Consider the following 17,609-nt stretch of genomic DNA (forward strand, 5'->3'; position numbering starts at 1 on the left):
TCATTCCCGGACCATATCGGCGGTGATGGCCCATCGCTCGTGATCGCGCCAGGCGCCGTCGATGTGGAGGAAGTCCGGCGAGAACCCCTCGAGCCGGAAGCCGCAGCGCCGGGCGAGCGCGATGGAACCGGCGTTGCCGGGCTGCACGTTGATCTCCAGCCGGTGCAGGCCCAGCGCGGAGAAGGCGTACCGCACGACGAGCCCGAGCCCCTCGCTCATCAGCCCGCGCCCGGCCGCGTGCGCGAAGGCGCCGTATCCCAGCGTGCCGTTGAGGAAGGCGCCTTCGACGATGTTGCTGACGCTGATGAATCCGGCGATGGCTCCGCCGTCCCTCCCCCACCCTTCGGGCGAGGGGACCCCCATCTCGCTTCGCTCGCAGACCAGGAACCCCGCCCGCGTCGAGTCCTCGATCACCCGAGCCGCGTACGCGGTGTAGCCGGCGGCGCTGGTGGGCGGAAACAGCCAGGGCTGGTGCAGCTCCTTGCTCTCCCTGGCCCGGGCGGTGAACTCGGGGCCGTCCTCGTAGGTGAAGCGGCGTATGCCCACGCGGGGGCCTTCGGCGAGGTAGTCGGCGTTCTCAGGCATCCCGCCACAGTACGCGGACAGGGGTGCGCACCGGCGGTGTCGCCCCTGCCGGCGTCATCGTCGGCGGTTCATGAAGTACATCCCGCACAGCCCGCCGATGATCGCCGTGCCGAGCAGCGCCATCCACAGGGGCATGGTCACTTCCGGGATCAGCAGCCGGATCTTGGTGCTCCGCGTGTTCTCGAAGATGAAGACCAGGGCGAGGACGGCCAGCGCGGCGACGGCGATCCTGCCGGGCGTCATCACCTCGCCGAGGCGCTTGCCGCCGCTCGCACCGGACTTTTCGGAGGTCTTCGGGCTCATGCGCTCAGCATGAGCCCGAAGGGCGCGGCCCGCGCGGTGGGAGGTTCCTCCGGGTGACCCGCCTCAGTCCCCGGCCACCGGCAGCTCCAGGACCCCGGTGTCGCCGGGCGCGCTGGTGATCGTCACCGGCTTCACTCCCCTGTTCCCGAAGTACGCGTCGTCGCTGGCCGCGACGACGAGGCTGAGCCGGTGCCCGGCCTCGTACCGGTGCACGATCCCCGGCAGGGTGACGGTGAACCGCTTCGTCACGTCCGGCACCCGTACCGGCGCCACCAGCCGGTGGACCAGCGTCTTCGTGCCGTCGGGCGCCACGTCGTACAGCTTGGCGAAGAGGACCAGCTTGTCGGCCGCGTCACCGGACTTCTGCACGCGTTCGGCCGCCGGCGAGACGACCCTGAGGCTCACCTTCGGCGCGCCGACGACGTCGAGGGGTCCGGTCAGCGGTTCGCTCGTCCACCCCAGGTAGGTGCCCTCGGTGTCGTACGGCGCCGGGTCGGGCAGTCCGACCAGTCCGGCGAGGGAGCTTTCCGAGTGGCTGGTCGGCACCAGCAGGTTGTGGTACTCGCGGCTGCCGCGCGCGACCTTCTTGCGGTTGTCGACGAGCTTGCCGTCGCCGGAGAGGTAGAGCCTCCGGTCGGGCGCGGGCAGCTGCCGGGCGGTGGCGTAGGTGCTGCCCGGGTCGGTGACCCAGTCGCGGTAGTACGCGAAGGCGGGTCCCGTGCGGACCTTCTTGTCGTGGTGCAGATAGCGGTCGAACCAGGCGAGGATCCGCCTGCCGACGTAGCTGGTCTCCAAGTTGCCCTGGGACAGGTTGAGTTCGCCACTGGCCGGGTCGGTGCGGCCGCCGCTGTGCCCCCAGGACTGCCAGATCATCTTCGTGGTGGTGCCCTGCGCCTTGAGGGTCTTGTACGTCGCCGTCGCCTCGTTGAGGTTGAAGAGGCTGTCGGTCTGCCCCTGGACCAGCAGGGTGGGTGTCCGCACCCCGCGCAGGTACGAGACGGGGGACACGCTGTGCGCGTAGTCGAGCAGTTGCCGGGTCCGCTCCGCCGGATAGGTGCCGGAGTTGAGGGTGCGGATGGTGGCGCAGGCGTCGCTGACGAAGTGCAGGCAGGTGAGGGAGTTGATCCGGGAGGGATCGAGGTTCGGCAGGGTGATCGGCTGGCTCTCGCCGATCAGATAGAAGCCGTTGGTCCACTGCCACTTGAAGGCGCCGGGCACCGGGCCCGCTCCGGCGGCGTTGTTGGGGTCGAGGGAGTAGGCCAGGTTGTTCCAGGTGATCATCGGGACGAGCGCGTCGACGCGGTGGTCGACTGCGGCCGTGGCCAGCTGGACCGCGCCGCCGTAGGAGCCGCCGATCATGCCGACCCGGGGGTCGCCCAGCTCGTCCTGGGTGACGAAGTCGGCCTTGGTGCCGTCGTCGGCGGCACGGGTGCCCGCGAGGAAGTCGACGAGCCGGGAGGCGGCCGCGCCGTCGATGCGCGGGTCGTCGAGCGAGATCAGACAGCCCGAACTGCCGAAGCCGAGGCCCGAGTAGACGAGTCCGACATAGCCGCGGGCCGCGAACGCCTTGCCGATCGCGTCCGTCGAGCCGTCCGACTTGCTCCCACCGAAGCCGTTGGTGGCGAGGACGGCGGGCGCGGTGTGGTCGCGGTCGACTCCAGCGGGCCGGTACAGGTCGGCGTCGACCGTGCAGCTGCGGCCGCCCGCCGAGACCGTGAACTTCAGTGCGGCGACGGTGTATTGGCCGGTCGCCGCGCCCGCGGGTGCGGCGACGGCGAGGGGTGCCGCGAGCGCGGCGCCGAGGGCAACGGCGAGCGACGTACGGGATCTGCGCACACGAGAGCGACGGGACACGGAGACCTCCACGCTGAGGACGACCCGAACTGAGGACAACCCGACTACCGGCCGGTAGATACCGACCGGTAGATACCGACCGGTAGTCATGCTGTGACACGTGTCAGGCGGGGTCAATCACCGTGACGGAGGTTTCTTGACGAAGATTCAGTGAGTACCGCACCAGGGCGCCTGTCGCGCAACGGTCAGCGCAGCGCGGGTTCCTCCAGCGTCAACGTCCCCGCGTCCGCGTCCAGTTCGGCCGCCACCCCGAACGGGATCGTCAGCCCGCCCGCGCAGTGCCCGAACCCGAACTCCTCGGCCACCGGCACCCCGAGCCCGCCGAGCCGGTCGACGAGCAACGCCCGCACCTCCTCGTACGCGTCACACTCGGCCCACGAGCCGAGCAGGATCCCCGTGACCCCGTCGAGCCATCCTGCGCGCAGGAGTTGGGTGATGTACCGGTCCAGGCGGTACGTCTCCTCGCCCACGTCCTCCAGGCAGAGCAGGCCGCCGCGCGCGGAGGGCCGGGCGTGCGGCGTGCCCAGCTCCGCGGCGAGCAGGCACAGGCAGCCGCCCAGGAGGACGCCCCGCGCCCGACCGGGCACCAGCGCGGCGCCGGGGCCGGGGGAGGTGATCGTGCATACCGTCTCGGGCGCGAAGAGCGTGGCCTTCAGATGGTCCTGTGCCCGCGCGTTCTTGATGAAGTCGATGCCGGCGGCCATCGGCCCGTGCAGGGTGACCAGGCCCACGCGGGTCGCGAAGGCCTCGTGCAGTGCGGTGATGTCGCTGAACCCGACGAACACCTTCGGCCCGGCGGCGCGGATGGCGTCCCAGTCGAGGAGGTCGGCCATCCGCTGCACGCCGTAGCCGCCGCGCGCGCACAGCACGGCGTCCACGCTCGGGTCGCACCAGGCGGCCTGGAAGTCGGCGGCGCGGTCGGCGTCCGTACCGGCGAGGTAGTCGAACCCGGCGTGGCGGTCCAGGACATGGGGCGCCACCACCGGGTCGAGGTCCCAGCCGCGCAGGACGTCGAGGCCGGCCTCCAGCCGCTCCTCGGGAACGGGCCCGCTGGGCGCGACGACGGCGACACGGGCGCCGGGGGCGAGACGAGCGGGTCTGACGAGAGGCTTCACTGGGCGGACTCCAACTCCGGTATGAACGAGGTCATTTGGCAAGCTCCAAGGTGGGGATGCCCGGCGGGTTCAGCACGAAGACCTGGGCGTAGAGGGAGAGTTCGGACTCCAGCACCCGCACCATCGTCTCGGCCCGCCGGAAGCCGTGTCCTTCGCCCTCGAAGGTGAGATAGGCGTGCGGCACCCCGCGGCCGGCCATCCTGGCGAGGAACCGCTCACACTGCGCGGGCGGGCAGATGACGTCGTCGAGGCCCTGGAGCAGCAGGAACGGCGCGGTGACGCGTTCGGCGTGCTCGACGGGCGACCGCTCGGCGTAGCGGCCTGGCACCTCGGCGAGGGGGCCGACCAGGGTCTCCAGGTAGCGGGATTCGAAGTCGTGGGTCTCTCCCGTGCCCCAGCCGGCGAGGTCGAGGATCGGGTAGAGGATCGTGCCGCAGGCGTAGACGTCGGTGGCGGTGAGGGAGGCCGCCGTGGTCCAGCCGCCCGCGCTGCCGCCCCGGACGGCGAGCCGCTCGCGGTCGGCGGTCCCCTCGTCGGCGAGGGCGAGCGCGACGGCGGCGCAGTCCTCGACGTCGACGACGCCCCACTGTTCGCGCAGCCGGTTGCGGTACTCCCGCCCGTGCCCGGTCGAGCCCCCGTAGTTGACCTCGGCGACGCCGATGCCGCGCGAGGTGAAGTAGGCGATCTCCAGATCGAGGACGAGCGGGGCGCGGCCGGTGGGTCCGCCGTGCGCCCAGATGACGTACGGGGGCAGCTCGCTGCCGGGGGCGACATGGGTGGGGTGGTGCGGCGGGTAGATGTGCGCGTGGATGTCGCGGCCCGCCGGTCCGGTGAAGGTGCGGATCTGCGGCTCCGGGTAGTACGCGGGGTCCACCGGGTCGTCGTGCGCGGCGCCGATCTCCCGGGCGCGGCCGGTGCGGGCGTCCAGTTCGACGACTTCGTAGGCACTGCGCGGGCTGGCTCCGACGCCCACGACGCGGCTGCCGTGCACCGCGAGCGTCGGGGCGAACTCCGTCCAGGGGCCTGCCGCGTCGACGACTTCGCCGCTCTCCGGGTCGAGTATCCCGAGCGCGGTGGCGCCCCGGCCGTGCACGACGGCGATCAGTCCGCTGTCCAGCGGCGCGAACCAGCGCTGCCCGATCTTCCACAGCGGCCCGCCGAACTCCTCCTCGCGGGTGCACAGCGGCCGGTCGTCGCGGTAGAGGTTCCACCAGCCGGTGCGGTCGCTGACGTGCAGCAGCGCGCCGTCCATGGCCCAGTCGGCCTGGGCGATCGACTCGTCGGGGCCGCCGGCCACCGTCCGCGGCCCGCGCAGGTTCCCGTCGGGGGTCACGTCCGCGACGATCAGTTCGGTGCCGTCCCACGGCATGCGCGGGTGGTCCCAGGCGAGCCAGGCCGCGCGCCGCCCGTCGGGCGAGAGGCGGGGGCCGGTGACGAACCGGTGCCGTCCGTCGGAGAGTTCACGCACCGCGTCCCGTTCCTGGGCGGCGGAGCCGTCGAGCGGTACGGCGGCGAGGACCCGTCGTACGTCGGTGGGCGCGTCGCCGGTGAACTCCTCCAGGACACACCAGACTTCACCCCGCTCGACGTGCAACTGCGGGTCCGCCCACCGCAGTCCGCCGCCCACCGGGGACACCGGTGTCAGCGGGCGCGGTCCGGAGCCGGACTCGGGCTCGTGGACGTAGAGCCGCTGGTCGGCGAAGTGCACGAAGACCACCAGCGGTCCGCCGGCGCGCATGACGCCGGCCCAGGGCTGTCCGCCGTACTCGATGACCCGGCTGCGCACGTTCCACGGGGCGGGCAGGACGGACTCCTCGGTGCCGTCGGCCCTGCGCCGCACCAGCGCCCGCCGTCCGCCCTCGGTGGGCCGCGGCGCGCTCCACCACACCTCTTCGCCGACGAAGCCCACGTACTCGGGGTGCCCGTCGTGCGCGGCGGCGAGCGTCGCGTCGATGGGCGACGGCCACGCTCCGTACGGCAGAGTCTCGGTCAACTCCCCCACTCCCCCTAGGCCGTTCGCAGAAATCGGTCGAGGACACGGACACCGAAGTGCAGTGCCTCGACCGGGACGCGCTCGTCGACGCCGTGGAAGAGCGCCTGGTAGTCGAAGCCTTCCGGGAGCTTCAGCGGGGCAAACCCGTAACCCGTGATGCCGAGGCGCGAGAACTGTTTGGCGTCCGTGCCGCCCGACATGCAGTAGGGCACCACATGCCCCTCGGGTGCGAACTCCGCGACGGCGGCTCGCATGTTCGCGTACGTCGCCGAGTCCACCGGCGCCTGGAGGGCCACCTCGCGGTGGTGGAACTCCCACTCCACGTCGGGTCCGGTGAGCAGGTCGAGGGTGGTGCGGAACTCGTCCTCGCCGCCGGGCAGATATCTGCCGTCCACGTAGGCGACGGCCTCCCCCGGGATCACGTTGATCTTGTAACCGGCGTTCAGCATGGTCGGGTTGGCGCTGTTGCGGACGGTCGACTCGACGAGCTTGGCTGCCGGACCGAGCTTCGCCAGCAGCCCGTCGACATCGCCGAGGTCACCGTCGATGCCGTACAGGTCCGCGAGTTCGGTGAGGGCGGCGCGGACGGTCGGCGTGAGGCGCAGCGGCCACTCGTACGCGCCGATGCGGGCGATCGCGGCGGCGAGCCGTGTCACCGCGTTGCTCCGGTTCACCTTGGAGCCGTGGCCCGCCCGGCCCCGTGCCGTCAACTTGAGCCAGGCGGTGCCGCGTTCGCCCGCCGCGATCGGATACAGGTGCCGGCCGCGGCCGTCGTGGAAGGTGAACGCGCCCGACTCGCTGATGCCTTCGGTGCAGCCCTCGAAGAGATCCTTGTGCTCATCGGCGAGGAAGCCCGAGCCGTCCTCCGCGCTCGCCTCCTCGTCGGCGGTGAACGCGATGACCAGATCGCGCCGGGGCCGGAACCCCTCGCGCGCCCACTGGCGTACGACCGCGAGGATCATCGCGTCCATGTTCTTCATGTCGACCGCGCCGCGCCCCCAGACGACGCCGTCGCGGATCTCCCCGGAGAAGGGAGGCACGCTCCAGTCCGCGGCCTGTGCGGGCACCACGTCGAGGTGACCGTGGACGAGCAGTGCGTCGGCGGACGGGTCGGTGCCCGCGATCCGCGCGACCACGTTGGTCCGGCCCGGGGTGCGCTCCAACAGCGTCGGTTCCAGGCCCGCTTCGGCGAGCTGCTCCGCCGCGTACTCGGCGGCGGGCCGCTCCCGGCAGTCCCCGCCGCCGAAGTTGCTGGTGTCGATGCGGATGAGCTCGGAGGTGAACCGGACGACCTCGTCCAGCGCCCGCTCGTCGACCTGTGCACGGGTGTCCGTCGCTCGCCCCGCGATGCTGTCAGCCATACTGCTCCTCCACCGCGGCCGAGACGATCGTGGTGACCGCCTTGAAGGTGCGGATGCCTTCGTACATGGTCTCGCTGATGTACGCGATCCTGCGCTCACCGATGCGCCGTACGCCCGGCACGACGGTCGCCGCCATCGACAGATGCTCGGCGTCGAACTCCAGCGCCACGGTGAACGGGCCGGCCTGCACCGGTTCATGACGGACCGCCAGCTCGGCTGCCTCCTTCGCTGCGGACCGGATGTCGGCGGCGGTCCTGGCCGGGGTGCGGCACACCGCCGCGTACCGCGACACATGGTCCTTGACGGCCACCTTCAGCGCCTCGGGCGCGTACCCGAGCGCGTCGTCGCAGGCCAGGTCGTCGCCGGTGACCAGCACCACGGGCACGCCGTACTCGGCGACGACATGCGAGTTGAGCAGCCCCTCGCTGGCCCGGGCGTCGTTGACCCACACCCCGGTGATGGAGTTGGCGAGATACGTGTGCGCGAGCACGCCCTCCATGCCCGCCCCCGTGTGATAGCCGACGAACGCGATGCCGTCCACGTCTCCGTGCTGCACGCCCTCCACCATGGACAGCGACTTGTGCCGCCCGGTGAGCATCTCCGCCCGCTCGTCCAACTGCTCAAGGAGCAGGTTCCGCATCGACCAGTGCGCCTCGTTGATCAGCACCTCGTCGGCCCCGCCGTCGAAGAAGCCGAGCACGGCGGCGTTGACGTCCGAGGTGAACATCGCCCGGCAGCGCTCCCACTGCGGGGTCCCGGGCAGCACGTCGGCCGGCCAGGTCACGCCCGTGGCGCCCTCCATGTCGGCGCTGATGAGGATCTTCATGGCGTATCACGTTACGCGCTCACCCCCGTCCTACGCCGCCCCGCGCGACGGATCGGCGTGGGCGCGGCGGCACTCGCGCCGGGATCAGTCGTGCGGCACCACCGTCACCGGGCAGGTCACCCGGTGGATCAGGGCGTGGGCGACCGGGCCGGTGCGGGAGCCGACCGCGGCGCGGCGCCTGCGGCGGCCCACGATCAGGAGGCCGGCGCCGGCCGCGGCGCGGGCGATCTCGTGGGCGGGGCGGCCCTCGACGACACTGTCGCGGACGTGGACGCCGGGGAACTTCTCCTGCCAGGGCTCCAGCAGCGCGGTGAGCCCGCGCTGTGCGTCGGCCCGCAGTTCGGCGCGCTGCTCGGGGCCCGGGATGCCGCGGCGGTGCGAGGCCTGCCAGGCCTGCAGGGCGCGCAGCGGTGCCCGGCGGTATTCGGCTGCCCGGAACGCGAACTCCAGGACGGCGTCGCAGGGTTGGCCGAGGTCGACGGCGACCGCGACGTCCCGGAAGGGGGCGCGGGTGGACGGCGTGCCGTGCGGAACCGGCAGGTGTTCGTCCTCGGCGGTGTCGGCGGCCCTGACGAGGACGACGGGCCGCTCGGCGTGGGCCACGGTCGCCGCGGCGACGGACCCGGCGAAGAACCCGCTGACTCCGCCGAAGCCCTGGCTGCCGAGGACCAGGAGTTCGGCGCGGGCGGCCTCGGCGATCAGCGCGGGGCCCGGTGGCCGCCGTATCTGATCGGTGGTGAGGGGTACCTGCGGATAGCGCTCACCCAGCAGGTCGAGCTGCCCGCGCAGCACGTGGCGTGCCCGGGTCCCCGGCGCCCGCAGCTCGGGCAGCGCCACGGGCGTCCGCTCGTCGGGCAGGCCCTCCCCGGCGTGCACCAGCCGGAGCGGCAGACCGCGGCGCAGGGCTTCCCTGGCCGCCCAGTCGGCCGCGGCGGAACTCTCGGGCGTGCCGTCCAGGCCCGCCACGACGGGACGCAGCATGTCTCCTCGCCTCCTCTTACCTGCTGTCGCTGTTCTGTACGGCGGTCAGGGTCGCGCGTCCGGCCTCCAGGCGGGCGGCAGGGATCCGGAAGGGCGAGCAGGAGACGTAGTCCAGGCCCGCCCGGTGGAAGAAGTGGATGGACTCGGGGTCGCCGCCGTGCTCACCGCACACCCCGGTCTCCAGACCGGGGTTGACGGCACGGCCCGCCTCCACGGCCATCTCCACGAGCCGTCCCACGCCCTCCTGGTCGAGGCTCTCGAAGGGCGACACCGGGAAGATCCCCTTCTCCAGATACAGCGGGAAGAAGGACGCCTCGGCGTCGTCGCGCGACAGGCCCCAGGTGGTCTGGGTGAGGTCGTTGGTGCCGAAGGAGAAGAAGTCGGCGGCCCCGGCGATCCGGCCCGCGGTGAGGGCAGCCCGCGGCAGCTCGATCATGGTGCCGATCGGCAGGTCCAGGGTCCGGCCGGTCTCCGCGGCGACCTCGGCGAGGACGCGTTCCGTCTCCGCGCGGGCCAGCCGCAGTTCCTCCACGGTCCCGACCAGCGGGATCATGATCTCGGCGCGCGGATCCCCGCCGTCGGCCAGCCGCCGGACCACGGCCTCGGCGACCGCCCGTACCTGCATCGCGACCAGGCCGGGCACGGCGATCCCGAGGCGCACCCCGCGCAGGCCGAGCATCGGGTTCTCCTCGTGCATCCGCTCGACGGCGCCGAGCAGCCTGCGGTCGTGCGGGTCGGGGTGGGAGGAGCTCGCGATGCGCACGGCCAGTTCGGTCCGGTCGGGCAGGAACTCGTGCAGCGGCGGGTCGAGCAGCCGGATCGTCACGGGCAGTCCGTCCATCGCCTCCAGGATGCCGGTGAAGTCGTCCCGCTGGAGCGGCAGCAGCGCGGAGAGGGCCTTCTCGCGGGCCGCGTCGTCGCGGGCCAGGATCATCGCCTCGACCAGCGACCGGCGTTCGCCGAGGAACATGTGCTCGGTGCGGCACAGCCCGATGCCCCGGGCGCCGAGGGCACGGGCCCGTACGGCGTCCGCGGGCGTGTCGGCGTTGGCCCGGACGTCGAGCCGGCGTACGGCGTCGGCGTGGTCGAGCGCGCCCAGCACCGCTTCGATCAGCGCGCCGGTACCGGTACCGGACTCCAGCGCGCGCCCCACGTCGGACGCGGTGAGCGGCAGCGCGCCGAGGTGCACGGTGCCCGCGGTGCCGTCGACGGAGACGGTGTCGCCCTCGTGGACCTGCACGCCGTCGGCCGTGGTCAGCCGTCGGGCGACGGGGTCCACGGTCAGTGACTCGGCCCCGCACACGCAGACCTTGCCCATGCCGCGCGCGACGACGGCCGCGTGGCTGGTCTTGCCGCCGCGGCTGGTCAGGACGGCCTGCGCGGCGATCATTCCGGGCAGGTCGTCGGGGGTCGTCTCGCGGCGTACGAGGACGGTCTGCTCCCCCGCGGCGGCGCGGCGCACGGCGGTGGCGGAGTCGAAGACGACGACACCCACCGCGGCACCCGGCGAGGCGGGCACGCCGTGGGCGAGGGGTACGTCGGTGGGCCGGAGGTCGAAGCGCGGGAACATCAGGCGGGTGAGCTCGGCGCCGTCGACCCGCGCGAGCGCCTCGTCGGCCGTGATCGCCTGTTCCTCGCACAGGTCGTGGGCGATGCGGAAGGCGGCCTCGGCGGTGCGCTTGCCGACCCGGGTCTGCAGGATCCACAGCCGGCCGCGCTCGATGGTGAACTCGACGTCGCACAGGTCGCGGTAGTGCTCCTCCAACGTCCCCAGATGGCCGAGCAGTTGACGGTACGAGCGGGGGTCGAGCTTCTCCAGTTCGGCCAGCGGTACGGCATCGCGCACACCGGCGACGACGTCCTCGCCCTGGGCGTCGGGCAGGTAGTCGCCGTACACGCCGCGGGCGCCGGTGGCCGGGTCGCGGGTGAAGGCGACGCCGGTGCCGGAGTCGTCGCCGAGGTTGCCGAAGACCATGGCCTGGATGTTCACGGCGGTGCCCAGGTCCTCGGAGATGTGCTCGCGGTGGCGGTAGACGCGGGCCCGCTCGCCGTTCCAGGATTCGAAGACCGCACGGATGGCGCGCTGCAACTGCTCCACCGGGTCCTGTGGGAAGTCCTCGCCGGTCTCGCGGCGGATCAGTGCCTTGAACTCCTCGACGAGGAGGGCGAGTTCGTCCGCGTCCAGGTCGTGGTCGGCGGACACCGAGCGGGCGGCCTTGTGAGCGGCGATGGCCTCTTCGAAGAGGTCGCCGTCCACGCCCATCACGGTGCGGCCGAACATCTGGAGCAGCCGCCGGTAGGAGTCCCAGGCGAACCGCTCCTGCCCGGACGCCTTGGCGAGCCCGGCCACGGAGTCGTCGCCCAGGCCGATGTCGAGGATGGTCTCCATCATGCCGGGCATCGAGAACCGGGCTCCCGAGCGCACCGACACCAGCAGCGGATCGCCCGGCTGCCCGAGCGTGCGGCCCATGGCACGTTCCAGTTCGGCGAGGGCGTGGGCCGCCTCGACGCCCATCTCGGGCGGTTCCTCGCCGGTGGCGAGATAGACCTTGCAGGCCTCGGTGGTGACGGTGAATCCGGGCGGCACGGGCAGGCCGAGCCTGGTCATCTCGGCCAGGCCCGCGCCCTTCCCGCCGAGCAGACCGGCCATCTCCCGGTCGCCGTCGGCGAATGCGTACACGTACTGCGTCGGAGCGCTCATGGCTGCTTCGGCCTCTCAGTCGTGAGGGACGACGGCCACGGGGCAGCCGACGTGATGGATGGCGGCGTGGGTGACGGGGCCGGTGCGCGGGCCCACGGGCCGGTCGGTGGTGCGGTGGCCGACGACGAGCAGGCTCGCCCCGGTCGCGGCACGGACCAGCGCGGTCGAGGCCCTGCCCTGCGACACGGACTCCACGACCTCGGCCGAGGGGTACTTGTCCTGCCACGGCTGCAGCACGGCGGCGAGGAAGCCCTGCCACTCCTCCTGGCGCTGCCGGTCGCCCACCAGGCCGATGTCGCCGGGGCCTAGGCTGACGGGCGACGGGGAGTGCCAGATGTGCACCACATGCAGCCGGGCGCCGCGCAGCCGGGCGGCCTCGAAGGCGAACTCGATCACCTCGTCGCGCGGGTCGCTCAGGTCGATGCCCAGGACGACGTCCCGGTAGCCGGTCCGGGTGGAGGGGTTCCCGTCGTCCGCCGGGAGGTGCTCGTCCTCAGGCTCCTCCTCCGCCCGTACGAGGACGACGGGACGGATCGCCTTCGCCACGACGTCCAGGGCGACCGAGCCCACCATGAACCCGGTGAAGCCGCTGAGTCCGCGCGAGCCCAGCACCAGCAGGTCGGCGTGCTCGGCCACGTCCAGCAGGGCGGCGGGCGCCGGGCCCTCGACCTGTTCGTCGTCGAGGCGGAGGCCGGGGCAGGCGAGCCGGACGCGGTCCTCGGCCTGGCGCAGGACCCGCCGGGCCTGATGCCGGTGCACGGCGTTCCCGGTGGGCCGGTCGGCGGCGGGCGGGGTCCAGTTCCAGGCGTGCACCAGGCGCAGCGGGCGCTCGCGCCGCTCCGCCTCCCTGGCCGCCCAGTCCGCGGCGGCCAGGCTCTCCGGGGATCCGTCCACTCCGACGATGACGGGCGGCAGCATGACGTGCACCTCCTGTGATCGGTCGTACTCCCGATGATGTTCCGCAGGTCGTTCCGCGCTCATGACCAGCCTCTCTCCGCACCGCCCATCGCGCATGGGTCGCGAGGTCCTCAGTGGGGGACCATCCGGCCCTGCGCGGAGTCGACAGGCCGGGAGGGACGGGGTACGACGGTCGGCCGCCGGTGCGCCGCCATCCGGCGCAGCATCCGGACGGCGCACGCGTCGGCCACCGCGGCCACGACGAACGTCACGGCCGTGGCAGCGACCAGCAGCATGGCGAACAGCTCGTAGAACTCCGGTGTGAGAGTGGTACGCACTGCCCTCACCTCCTCCAAAGACCACGGGTATTCCTTCGATTCCAGCCAACTGCCTTCAAAGCAGCGGCACTTGAGCCGTTCGGCGCCCAGTTCGCCGCCTGGTGGCCCCGATGCCGGGGGCGGGGCGGACCGGCCCGGGTGCACCGTGACCGGCTGCTGCGCACGGCCCGCGAGATCACCGTCCCGCAGGGCACCCGGCTCTTCGAGGAGGGCCGGCGCGCCGGCCGCTTCTGGATCATCCGTGACGCACGGTCGCCCTCGACATGCACGTCCCGGGCCGCCGGTCGCCGGTGATCGAGACGCTCGGTGCGGGCGATCTCGTGGGCTGGTCCAGGCTGTTCGAGCCGCCGGTGTGGCCGTTGGGCGCCGAGACCACGACTCCCTTGCGCGCCCACGAGTTCGACGCCGTCGCCGTACGCCTGATGTGCGCGGACGATCCGGAGTTCGGCCGGGCGGTCGAGCACCGGGTCGGCAGGGTGCCCGCCCACCGGCTGCACGCCGCCCGCACCCGGCTGCTCGAACTGCACGGCACCGACAGCCCGCGCTGAGCGGGTGCCGGTGCCGGAGCCCTACAGGTTCATGCCCCCTGGTCCGCGAGCTCCGTGGCGATGCGCGCGGCCCAGGCCTCGATCTGTGCGAAGTCGCGGAAGTCGCCGCCCTTGCCGTTGTGGACGATCATCCGGGCGATACGGCCCTTCGCGCCCTCTTCCAGACAGCCACCGAAGGTGATGTGCGCCTTGGCGTCGAGCCGCGTCATCGTGCGGCGCACCCCGGGCACGGGCGGGATGTCCCGCTCGGAGGCCGAGGCGTCGAGCGGGCCGCTGCTGAACAGCCACAGCGGGCGTCCGGCCAGTGCGCGGCGGTGGCGCCGGACGAACCGGCGGGCGTGCTTGTGCCAGCGTCCCGCGTAGAGTCCGCCGCCCACCACCACGGCGTCGTAGGACTCCACCTCGGTCACGGCCGGGGCGGGCAGCACCTCGGCGGCCAGCCCCTCCTTGTTCAGTACGTCGGCGATGGCCTCGGCGATCCTCGCGGTCGAGCCGTTCGTCGTTCCGTAGGCGACCAACACCCTGGCGGGCATGGCGGTTCGCCTCCTCTCACAGCTTGCGCAGCCATTCCTCATGGACGCCGTGCAGCGCCTGTTCGGCCGGTTCGAGGCGCGCGTCGTCGAACCGGTAGGTGAGCTTGTCGACGACTCCGACCACACCGTCGATCCGGCGGGTCATGGAGACGGCGATCTCCGCCTCGCTCCTGCGCTCGATGTGACCGTCGAGCGTGACCACGCCGTCGTGCACCGTGACCGTCACCGTGCGGGGCGCCAGCCACAGCGAACGCACGAGCACCTCCTCGACGACCTCGGCGCGGATGTCCTCGTCGGGCCGCAGGAAGACCTGGAGCAGGTCGCGGCGGGTGACGATGCCGACGAGCCGGTCCTCCTCGTCCACGACCGGGAGGCGTTCCACCCCGTGCTGGGCCATGGTGCGGGCGGCCTCGGCGATGGTGTGGTCGGCGTGCACGGTCACGGGCGGTTCGGACATGAGCTGTCCTGCGGTGCGGGCCCGCGCCTTCGCGGCCTGCCTGCGGGCAGTGCGGGTCAGTCCGGTGAGGGCGAGACGGTGCTTCCTGGGGCCGTACCTCTCGGGGGTGTGCGCCTGCCGGACCAGCAGGTCGGTCTCGGAGATCACGCCGATGACCTTGTCGTCCTCGTCGACGACGGGCAGTCCGCTGATCCGGTGCCCGTCGAGCAGCCGGGCGACTTCCTTGAACGGCGTTCCGTACGAGGCGCGGACCACGTCCGTCGTCATCACGGAGCCGATCTTGTTGTTCCTCATCTCGTTCCCTCCTCTTTCCGCCTCTTCCCGCCTCTTCCCGTCTCAGCGGAGTCGGCGCAGATAGGGGTCCTGGGGCCGGCGCGGCAGCAGGCGTACGCGGGCGTCCAGGACGGTGACCTGGGCGGATGTCGCGAGGACGGGGTTGAAGTCGGCCTCGGCGAGCTGTGGCAGATCGCTCGCCATGCGGGACAGCCGCAGCAGGAGCTGTTCGAGGCCCTCCAGGTCGACGGGTCCGCTGCCGTGCGTGCCGAACAGGAGGGGGGCGCAGCGCGGGTCCGTGATCAGGTCGTGCACGTCGTGGTCGGTGAGCGGGGCGAGCCGGGCCATGGGGGTCCCCCCGGTCGAGCGAAGCCGAGACTGGGGGAGGTCGGCGAGCACCTCGGTCGCCGTGCCGCCGTGTCCGAAGAGGATCAGGGGGCCGAAGACCTCGTCCTGGACCACACCGGCGAACAGTTCGGTGCCGCGTGGGGCGAGCGGCTGGACGACCACGCCGGTCAGGAGTCCGGCGAAGCGGGTCTCGAAGTCCCGGAACGCGGCCCGGACTTGGGCGTCGCCCTCCAGGTCGAGGTGCAGGGCGTGCTGTTCGGTCTTGTGGAGCAGTCCGGGCCACTGGGCCTTCATGACGGTGCGGCCGTCGGCGCCGCGCAGCCGTTCGGCGGCGATGACGGCGTCGTTCTCGGTCTCGGCCCAGGCCCAGGGCAGTTGGGGGATGCCGTAGCAGGCGAGGAGTTCGGCGCAGGTGCGCGGGTCGAGCCAGCCGCCGTCGGGGGAGGCGGTGAGGTAGGTCTCGACGACGGCGTGCGCGCGGTCGGTGTCGATCGCCGGGTCGAGGCCGGGGACCGTTCCGGCCGGCCGGCCGAGCCAGGCCGCGCGCCGGGCCGCATGGGCCAACGCCCGTGCGGCCGCGGCGGGTTCGGCGTACGAAGGGATCGCTCCGCCGTCCGCGGCGGACAGCAGCTCGACGGGCAGGGCCTGTTCCAGGCGTACGGCGGCCATCGGGCGCTCGCGGCGTCCGGGACCCCCGGTGAGGGCCCTGACCAGGTCGTCGCCGGTGGCGACGGCGACCGCGGTGGGTACCAGGGCGAGCAGGACGGCGTCGATGCCGGGGAACCGGGTGATCCGGTCCAGGCAGTTCCTGAGCTGCTCCTCCGTCACGGCGGCCGTCGCGTCGACGGGGTTGCCGACGGTGGCGCCGTCCGGCAGCACGGCGAGCAGGTCGTCGATCACCCCGGCGGGGAGCGAGGGGAGCGAGAGCCCGGCCTCGGCGCACGCGTCGGCGGCGAGGACGCCCGCGCCGCCCGCGTTGGTCACGATGGCGACGCGGTTGCCGGCCGGGAGCGGCTGGGAGTGCAACAGGGCGGCCGTTTCCAGGAGTTCACCGACCGAGCGGGTGGCGGTGATGCCCGCCTGGGTGAACAGCGCCTGCCGGGTCATGGTGCGCGTCGCGGCGGCCGCGGTGTGCGAGGCGGCTGCACGGCGGCCCGCGTCGGTGCGGCCCGCGTCGACGGTGAGCACCGGCATCCGGCGGGTCACCCGGCGGGCGGTGCGGGAGAACGCCCGCGGGTTGCCGAAGGATTCCAGGTGCAGCAGGGCGAGGTCGGTGCGGCCGTCGCTCTCCCACCACTGGAGCATGTCGTTGCCGCTGACGTCGTACTTGTCGCCGAGCGAGGCGAAGGACGACACCCCGATGCCGAGGCGGGACAGCCCGTCGAGCAGGGCGATGCCGACGCCGCCGGACTGTACGGCGACGCCCGCGGTGCCGGGGCGCGGATGGCCGGCGGCGAACGTCGCGTCGAGGGAGATCCCCGGGTCGGTGTGGGAGATGCCGAGGCAGTTGGGGCCGACGAGCCGCATGCCGTAGGCGCGGCAGGCCGCGAGCAGGTCTTCCGCCTGGCCGCCGTCCAGGCCGGCCGACACCACGACCAGGGCCCGTACGCCCGCCTTTCCGCACTCCTCGGCGGTGGCCGCGAGCGCGTCCGCGGGCACCGCGAGGACCGCGAGGTCGGGGATCTTCGGCAGTGCGGCGACGGAGGGGTGCGCGGGGATGCCGAGCAGCGCGTCGACGTTCGGGTTCACGGCGAACAGGCGCCCGGTGAAGCCTCCGGTGTGCAGCTGGTGGAGGATCGCCCGGCCCACAGAGCCGGGCCTGCGCCCGGCGCCGATCACGGCGATGGTCCGGGGCCGCAGCAGCGGTTCCAGGCTGGCCACGTCCGCGGCCCGGCCGCGCAGCTCGACGGCCGACAGATACGTCTCGTCCTCGTCGAGCGCGATGGTGCAGCGCACCTCCGGGCCCTCGAAGCGGCGGGCGGTGCGCAGTCCGAGGTCGGTGAAGAGCCTGAGGACCTCGTGGTTCTCCGCGAGCGCGTCGGCGGTGAAGGCCGTGATGCCCTCGGTCCGGGCGGCGGCGACCAGGTGCTCGACGAGGAGGGTGCCGACGCCGCGGTGGTGCCGTCCGTCGGCCACCGCGATGGAGATCTCCGCCTCCTGCGGGTTGCCGCCCCTCTCGTACTCGGCCAGGCCGATCACCTGGCCCAGGGTCTCGGCGAGCAGGGCGGCGTACCCGGGGCGTGGCGCCGCGCAGGCCCGGTCGGCGGCCGCCTCGGCGGAGCGCCGGCTCGCCGTGAAGAACCGCAGCCGGAGGTTGTCCGCGGACATCTCCTCGTACAGCCCCTGCAGCTGCTCGTGGTCGCTGTGCGCCACAGGACGGATGCACACGGTCGTCCCGTCCGAGAGCAGCGCGTGCACCGCGCCGCGGCCGCGCCTGTCGTCCGTCATCTCCGGGCCTCCTCCAGCCTCGTCACATCTCGATCGTCCGGCGAACCG

14 protein-coding genes and 1 pseudogene are annotated in these 17,609 nt (G+C 72.8%); 1 reads left to right on the forward strand and 14 read right to left on the reverse strand.

Going from position 1 to position 17,609, the window contains the following annotated elements:
* The 11 genes from AB5J56_RS09795 to AB5J56_RS09845 form a co-directional block, all read right to left on the reverse strand.
* A complete protein-coding gene (locus AB5J56_RS09795; protein ID WP_369232054.1) occupies positions 1-585 on the reverse strand; it encodes a GNAT family N-acetyltransferase in 585 nt (194 codons plus the stop codon).
* A 54-nt stretch (positions 586-639) separates the two neighbouring features.
* Positions 640-888, reverse strand: a complete 249-nt coding sequence (locus AB5J56_RS09800; protein ID WP_369232056.1) for a DUF1049 domain-containing protein — start codon at positions 886-888, stop codon at positions 640-642.
* 63 nt (positions 889-951) lie between these two features.
* The gene (locus AB5J56_RS09805) at positions 952-2,742 is read right to left on the reverse strand and encodes a CocE/NonD family hydrolase (protein ID WP_369232058.1); all 1,791 of its coding nucleotides are present in this window, start codon (positions 2,740-2,742) and stop codon (positions 952-954) included.
* Positions 2,743-2,927: 185 nt separating this feature from the next.
* Positions 2,928-3,857, reverse strand: a complete 930-nt coding sequence (locus tag AB5J56_RS09810; RefSeq protein ID WP_369232060.1) for an LD-carboxypeptidase — start codon at positions 3,855-3,857, stop codon at positions 2,928-2,930.
* A 31-nt stretch (positions 3,858-3,888) separates the two neighbouring features.
* A complete protein-coding gene (locus AB5J56_RS09815) occupies positions 3,889-5,859 on the reverse strand; it encodes a S9 family peptidase (RefSeq protein WP_369232062.1) in 1,971 nt (656 codons plus the stop codon).
* Between the two features lie 5 nt (positions 5,860-5,864).
* Positions 5,865-7,211 carry a M20/M25/M40 family metallo-hydrolase gene (locus AB5J56_RS09820; RefSeq protein WP_369232064.1) on the reverse strand — a complete coding sequence of 449 codons (1,347 nt, stop codon included), beginning with the start codon at positions 7,209-7,211 and terminating at the stop codon, positions 5,865-5,867.
* Complete coding sequence (locus AB5J56_RS09825; RefSeq protein WP_369232066.1) at positions 7,204-8,037, reverse strand: M55 family metallopeptidase; 834 nt, start codon at positions 8,035-8,037, stop codon at positions 7,204-7,206. The genes AB5J56_RS09820 and AB5J56_RS09825 overlap by 8 nt, the downstream gene beginning before the upstream one ends.
* Before the next feature lie 84 nt (positions 8,038-8,121).
* The gene (locus AB5J56_RS09830) at positions 8,122-9,018 is read right to left on the reverse strand and encodes a universal stress protein (protein ID WP_369232068.1); all 897 of its coding nucleotides are present in this window, start codon (positions 9,016-9,018) and stop codon (positions 8,122-8,124) included.
* 16 nt (positions 9,019-9,034) lie between these two features.
* A complete protein-coding gene (ppdK, locus tag AB5J56_RS09835; protein ID WP_369232070.1) occupies positions 9,035-11,719 on the reverse strand; it encodes a pyruvate, phosphate dikinase in 2,685 nt (894 codons plus the stop codon).
* A 15-nt stretch (positions 11,720-11,734) separates the two neighbouring features.
* On the reverse strand, positions 11,735-12,637 hold the full coding sequence (locus AB5J56_RS09840; RefSeq protein ID WP_369232071.1) for a universal stress protein: 903 nt from the start codon (positions 12,635-12,637) through the stop codon (positions 11,735-11,737).
* A 110-nt stretch (positions 12,638-12,747) separates the two neighbouring features.
* A complete protein-coding gene (locus AB5J56_RS09845) occupies positions 12,748-12,954 on the reverse strand; it encodes a hypothetical protein (RefSeq protein WP_369232072.1) in 207 nt (68 codons plus the stop codon).
* 138 nt (positions 12,955-13,092) lie between these two features.
* Between AB5J56_RS09845 and AB5J56_RS09850 the strand changes: the two are divergent.
* Positions 13,093-13,502 (forward strand): annotated as a pseudogene (locus tag AB5J56_RS09850) (cyclic nucleotide-binding domain-containing protein).
* A gap of 29 nt (positions 13,503-13,531) precedes the next feature.
* On the opposite strand, the gene AB5J56_RS09855 reads toward AB5J56_RS09850, so the two are convergent.
* Genes AB5J56_RS09855 through AB5J56_RS09865 form a run of 3 tightly spaced genes read right to left on the reverse strand, consistent with a single transcriptional unit; the run spans position 13,532 to position 17,561 of the window.
* On the reverse strand, positions 13,532-14,035 hold the full coding sequence (locus AB5J56_RS09855; protein ID WP_369232074.1) for a flavodoxin domain-containing protein: 504 nt from the start codon (positions 14,033-14,035) through the stop codon (positions 13,532-13,534).
* A 16-nt stretch (positions 14,036-14,051) separates the two neighbouring features.
* Positions 14,052-14,786 carry a CBS domain-containing protein gene (locus AB5J56_RS09860; RefSeq protein WP_369232076.1) on the reverse strand — a complete coding sequence of 245 codons (735 nt, stop codon included), beginning with the start codon at positions 14,784-14,786 and terminating at the stop codon, positions 14,052-14,054.
* A 42-nt stretch (positions 14,787-14,828) separates the two neighbouring features.
* On the reverse strand, positions 14,829-17,561 hold the full coding sequence (locus AB5J56_RS09865) for a GNAT family N-acetyltransferase (RefSeq protein WP_369232078.1): 2,733 nt from the start codon (positions 17,559-17,561) through the stop codon (positions 14,829-14,831).
* Positions 17,562-17,609 lie beyond the last annotated feature (48 nt).

Origin of the sequence: Streptomyces sp. R21, assembly GCF_041051975.1 — a bacterium.
GTDB lineage: Bacteria > Actinomycetota > Actinomycetes > Streptomycetales > Streptomycetaceae > Streptomyces.

What these genes read in the sequence shown, in the direction of transcription:
- AB5J56_RS09825 (WP_369232066.1), bottom strand. Translation starts at nt 8,037, where the DNA reads ATGAAGATCCTCATCAGCGCCGACATGGAGGGCGCCACGGGCGTGACC.
- AB5J56_RS09860 (WP_369232076.1), bottom strand. Translation starts at nt 14,786, where the DNA reads ATGAGGAACAACAAGATCGGCTCCGTGATGACGACGGACGTGGTCCGC.
- AB5J56_RS09855 (WP_369232074.1), bottom strand. Translation starts at nt 14,035, where the DNA reads ATGCCCGCCAGGGTGTTGGTCGCCTACGGAACGACGAACGGCTCGACC.
- AB5J56_RS09820 (WP_369232064.1), bottom strand. Translation starts at nt 7,211, where the DNA reads ATGGCTGACAGCATCGCGGGGCGAGCGACGGACACCCGTGCACAGGTC.
- ppdK (WP_369232070.1), bottom strand. Translation starts at nt 11,719, where the DNA reads ATGAGCGCTCCGACGCAGTACGTGTACGCATTCGCCGACGGCGACCGG.
- AB5J56_RS09865 (WP_369232078.1), bottom strand. Translation starts at nt 17,561, where the DNA reads ATGACGGACGACAGGCGCGGCCGCGGCGCGGTGCACGCGCTGCTCTCG.
- AB5J56_RS09800 (WP_369232056.1), bottom strand. Translation starts at nt 888, where the DNA reads ATGAGCCCGAAGACCTCCGAAAAGTCCGGTGCGAGCGGCGGCAAGCGC.
- AB5J56_RS09830 (WP_369232068.1), bottom strand. Translation starts at nt 9,018, where the DNA reads ATGCTGCGTCCCGTCGTGGCGGGCCTGGACGGCACGCCCGAGAGTTCC.
- AB5J56_RS09840 (WP_369232071.1), bottom strand. Translation starts at nt 12,637, where the DNA reads ATGCTGCCGCCCGTCATCGTCGGAGTGGACGGATCCCCGGAGAGCCTG.
- AB5J56_RS09795 (WP_369232054.1), bottom strand. Translation starts at nt 585, where the DNA reads ATGCCTGAGAACGCCGACTACCTCGCCGAAGGCCCCCGCGTGGGCATA.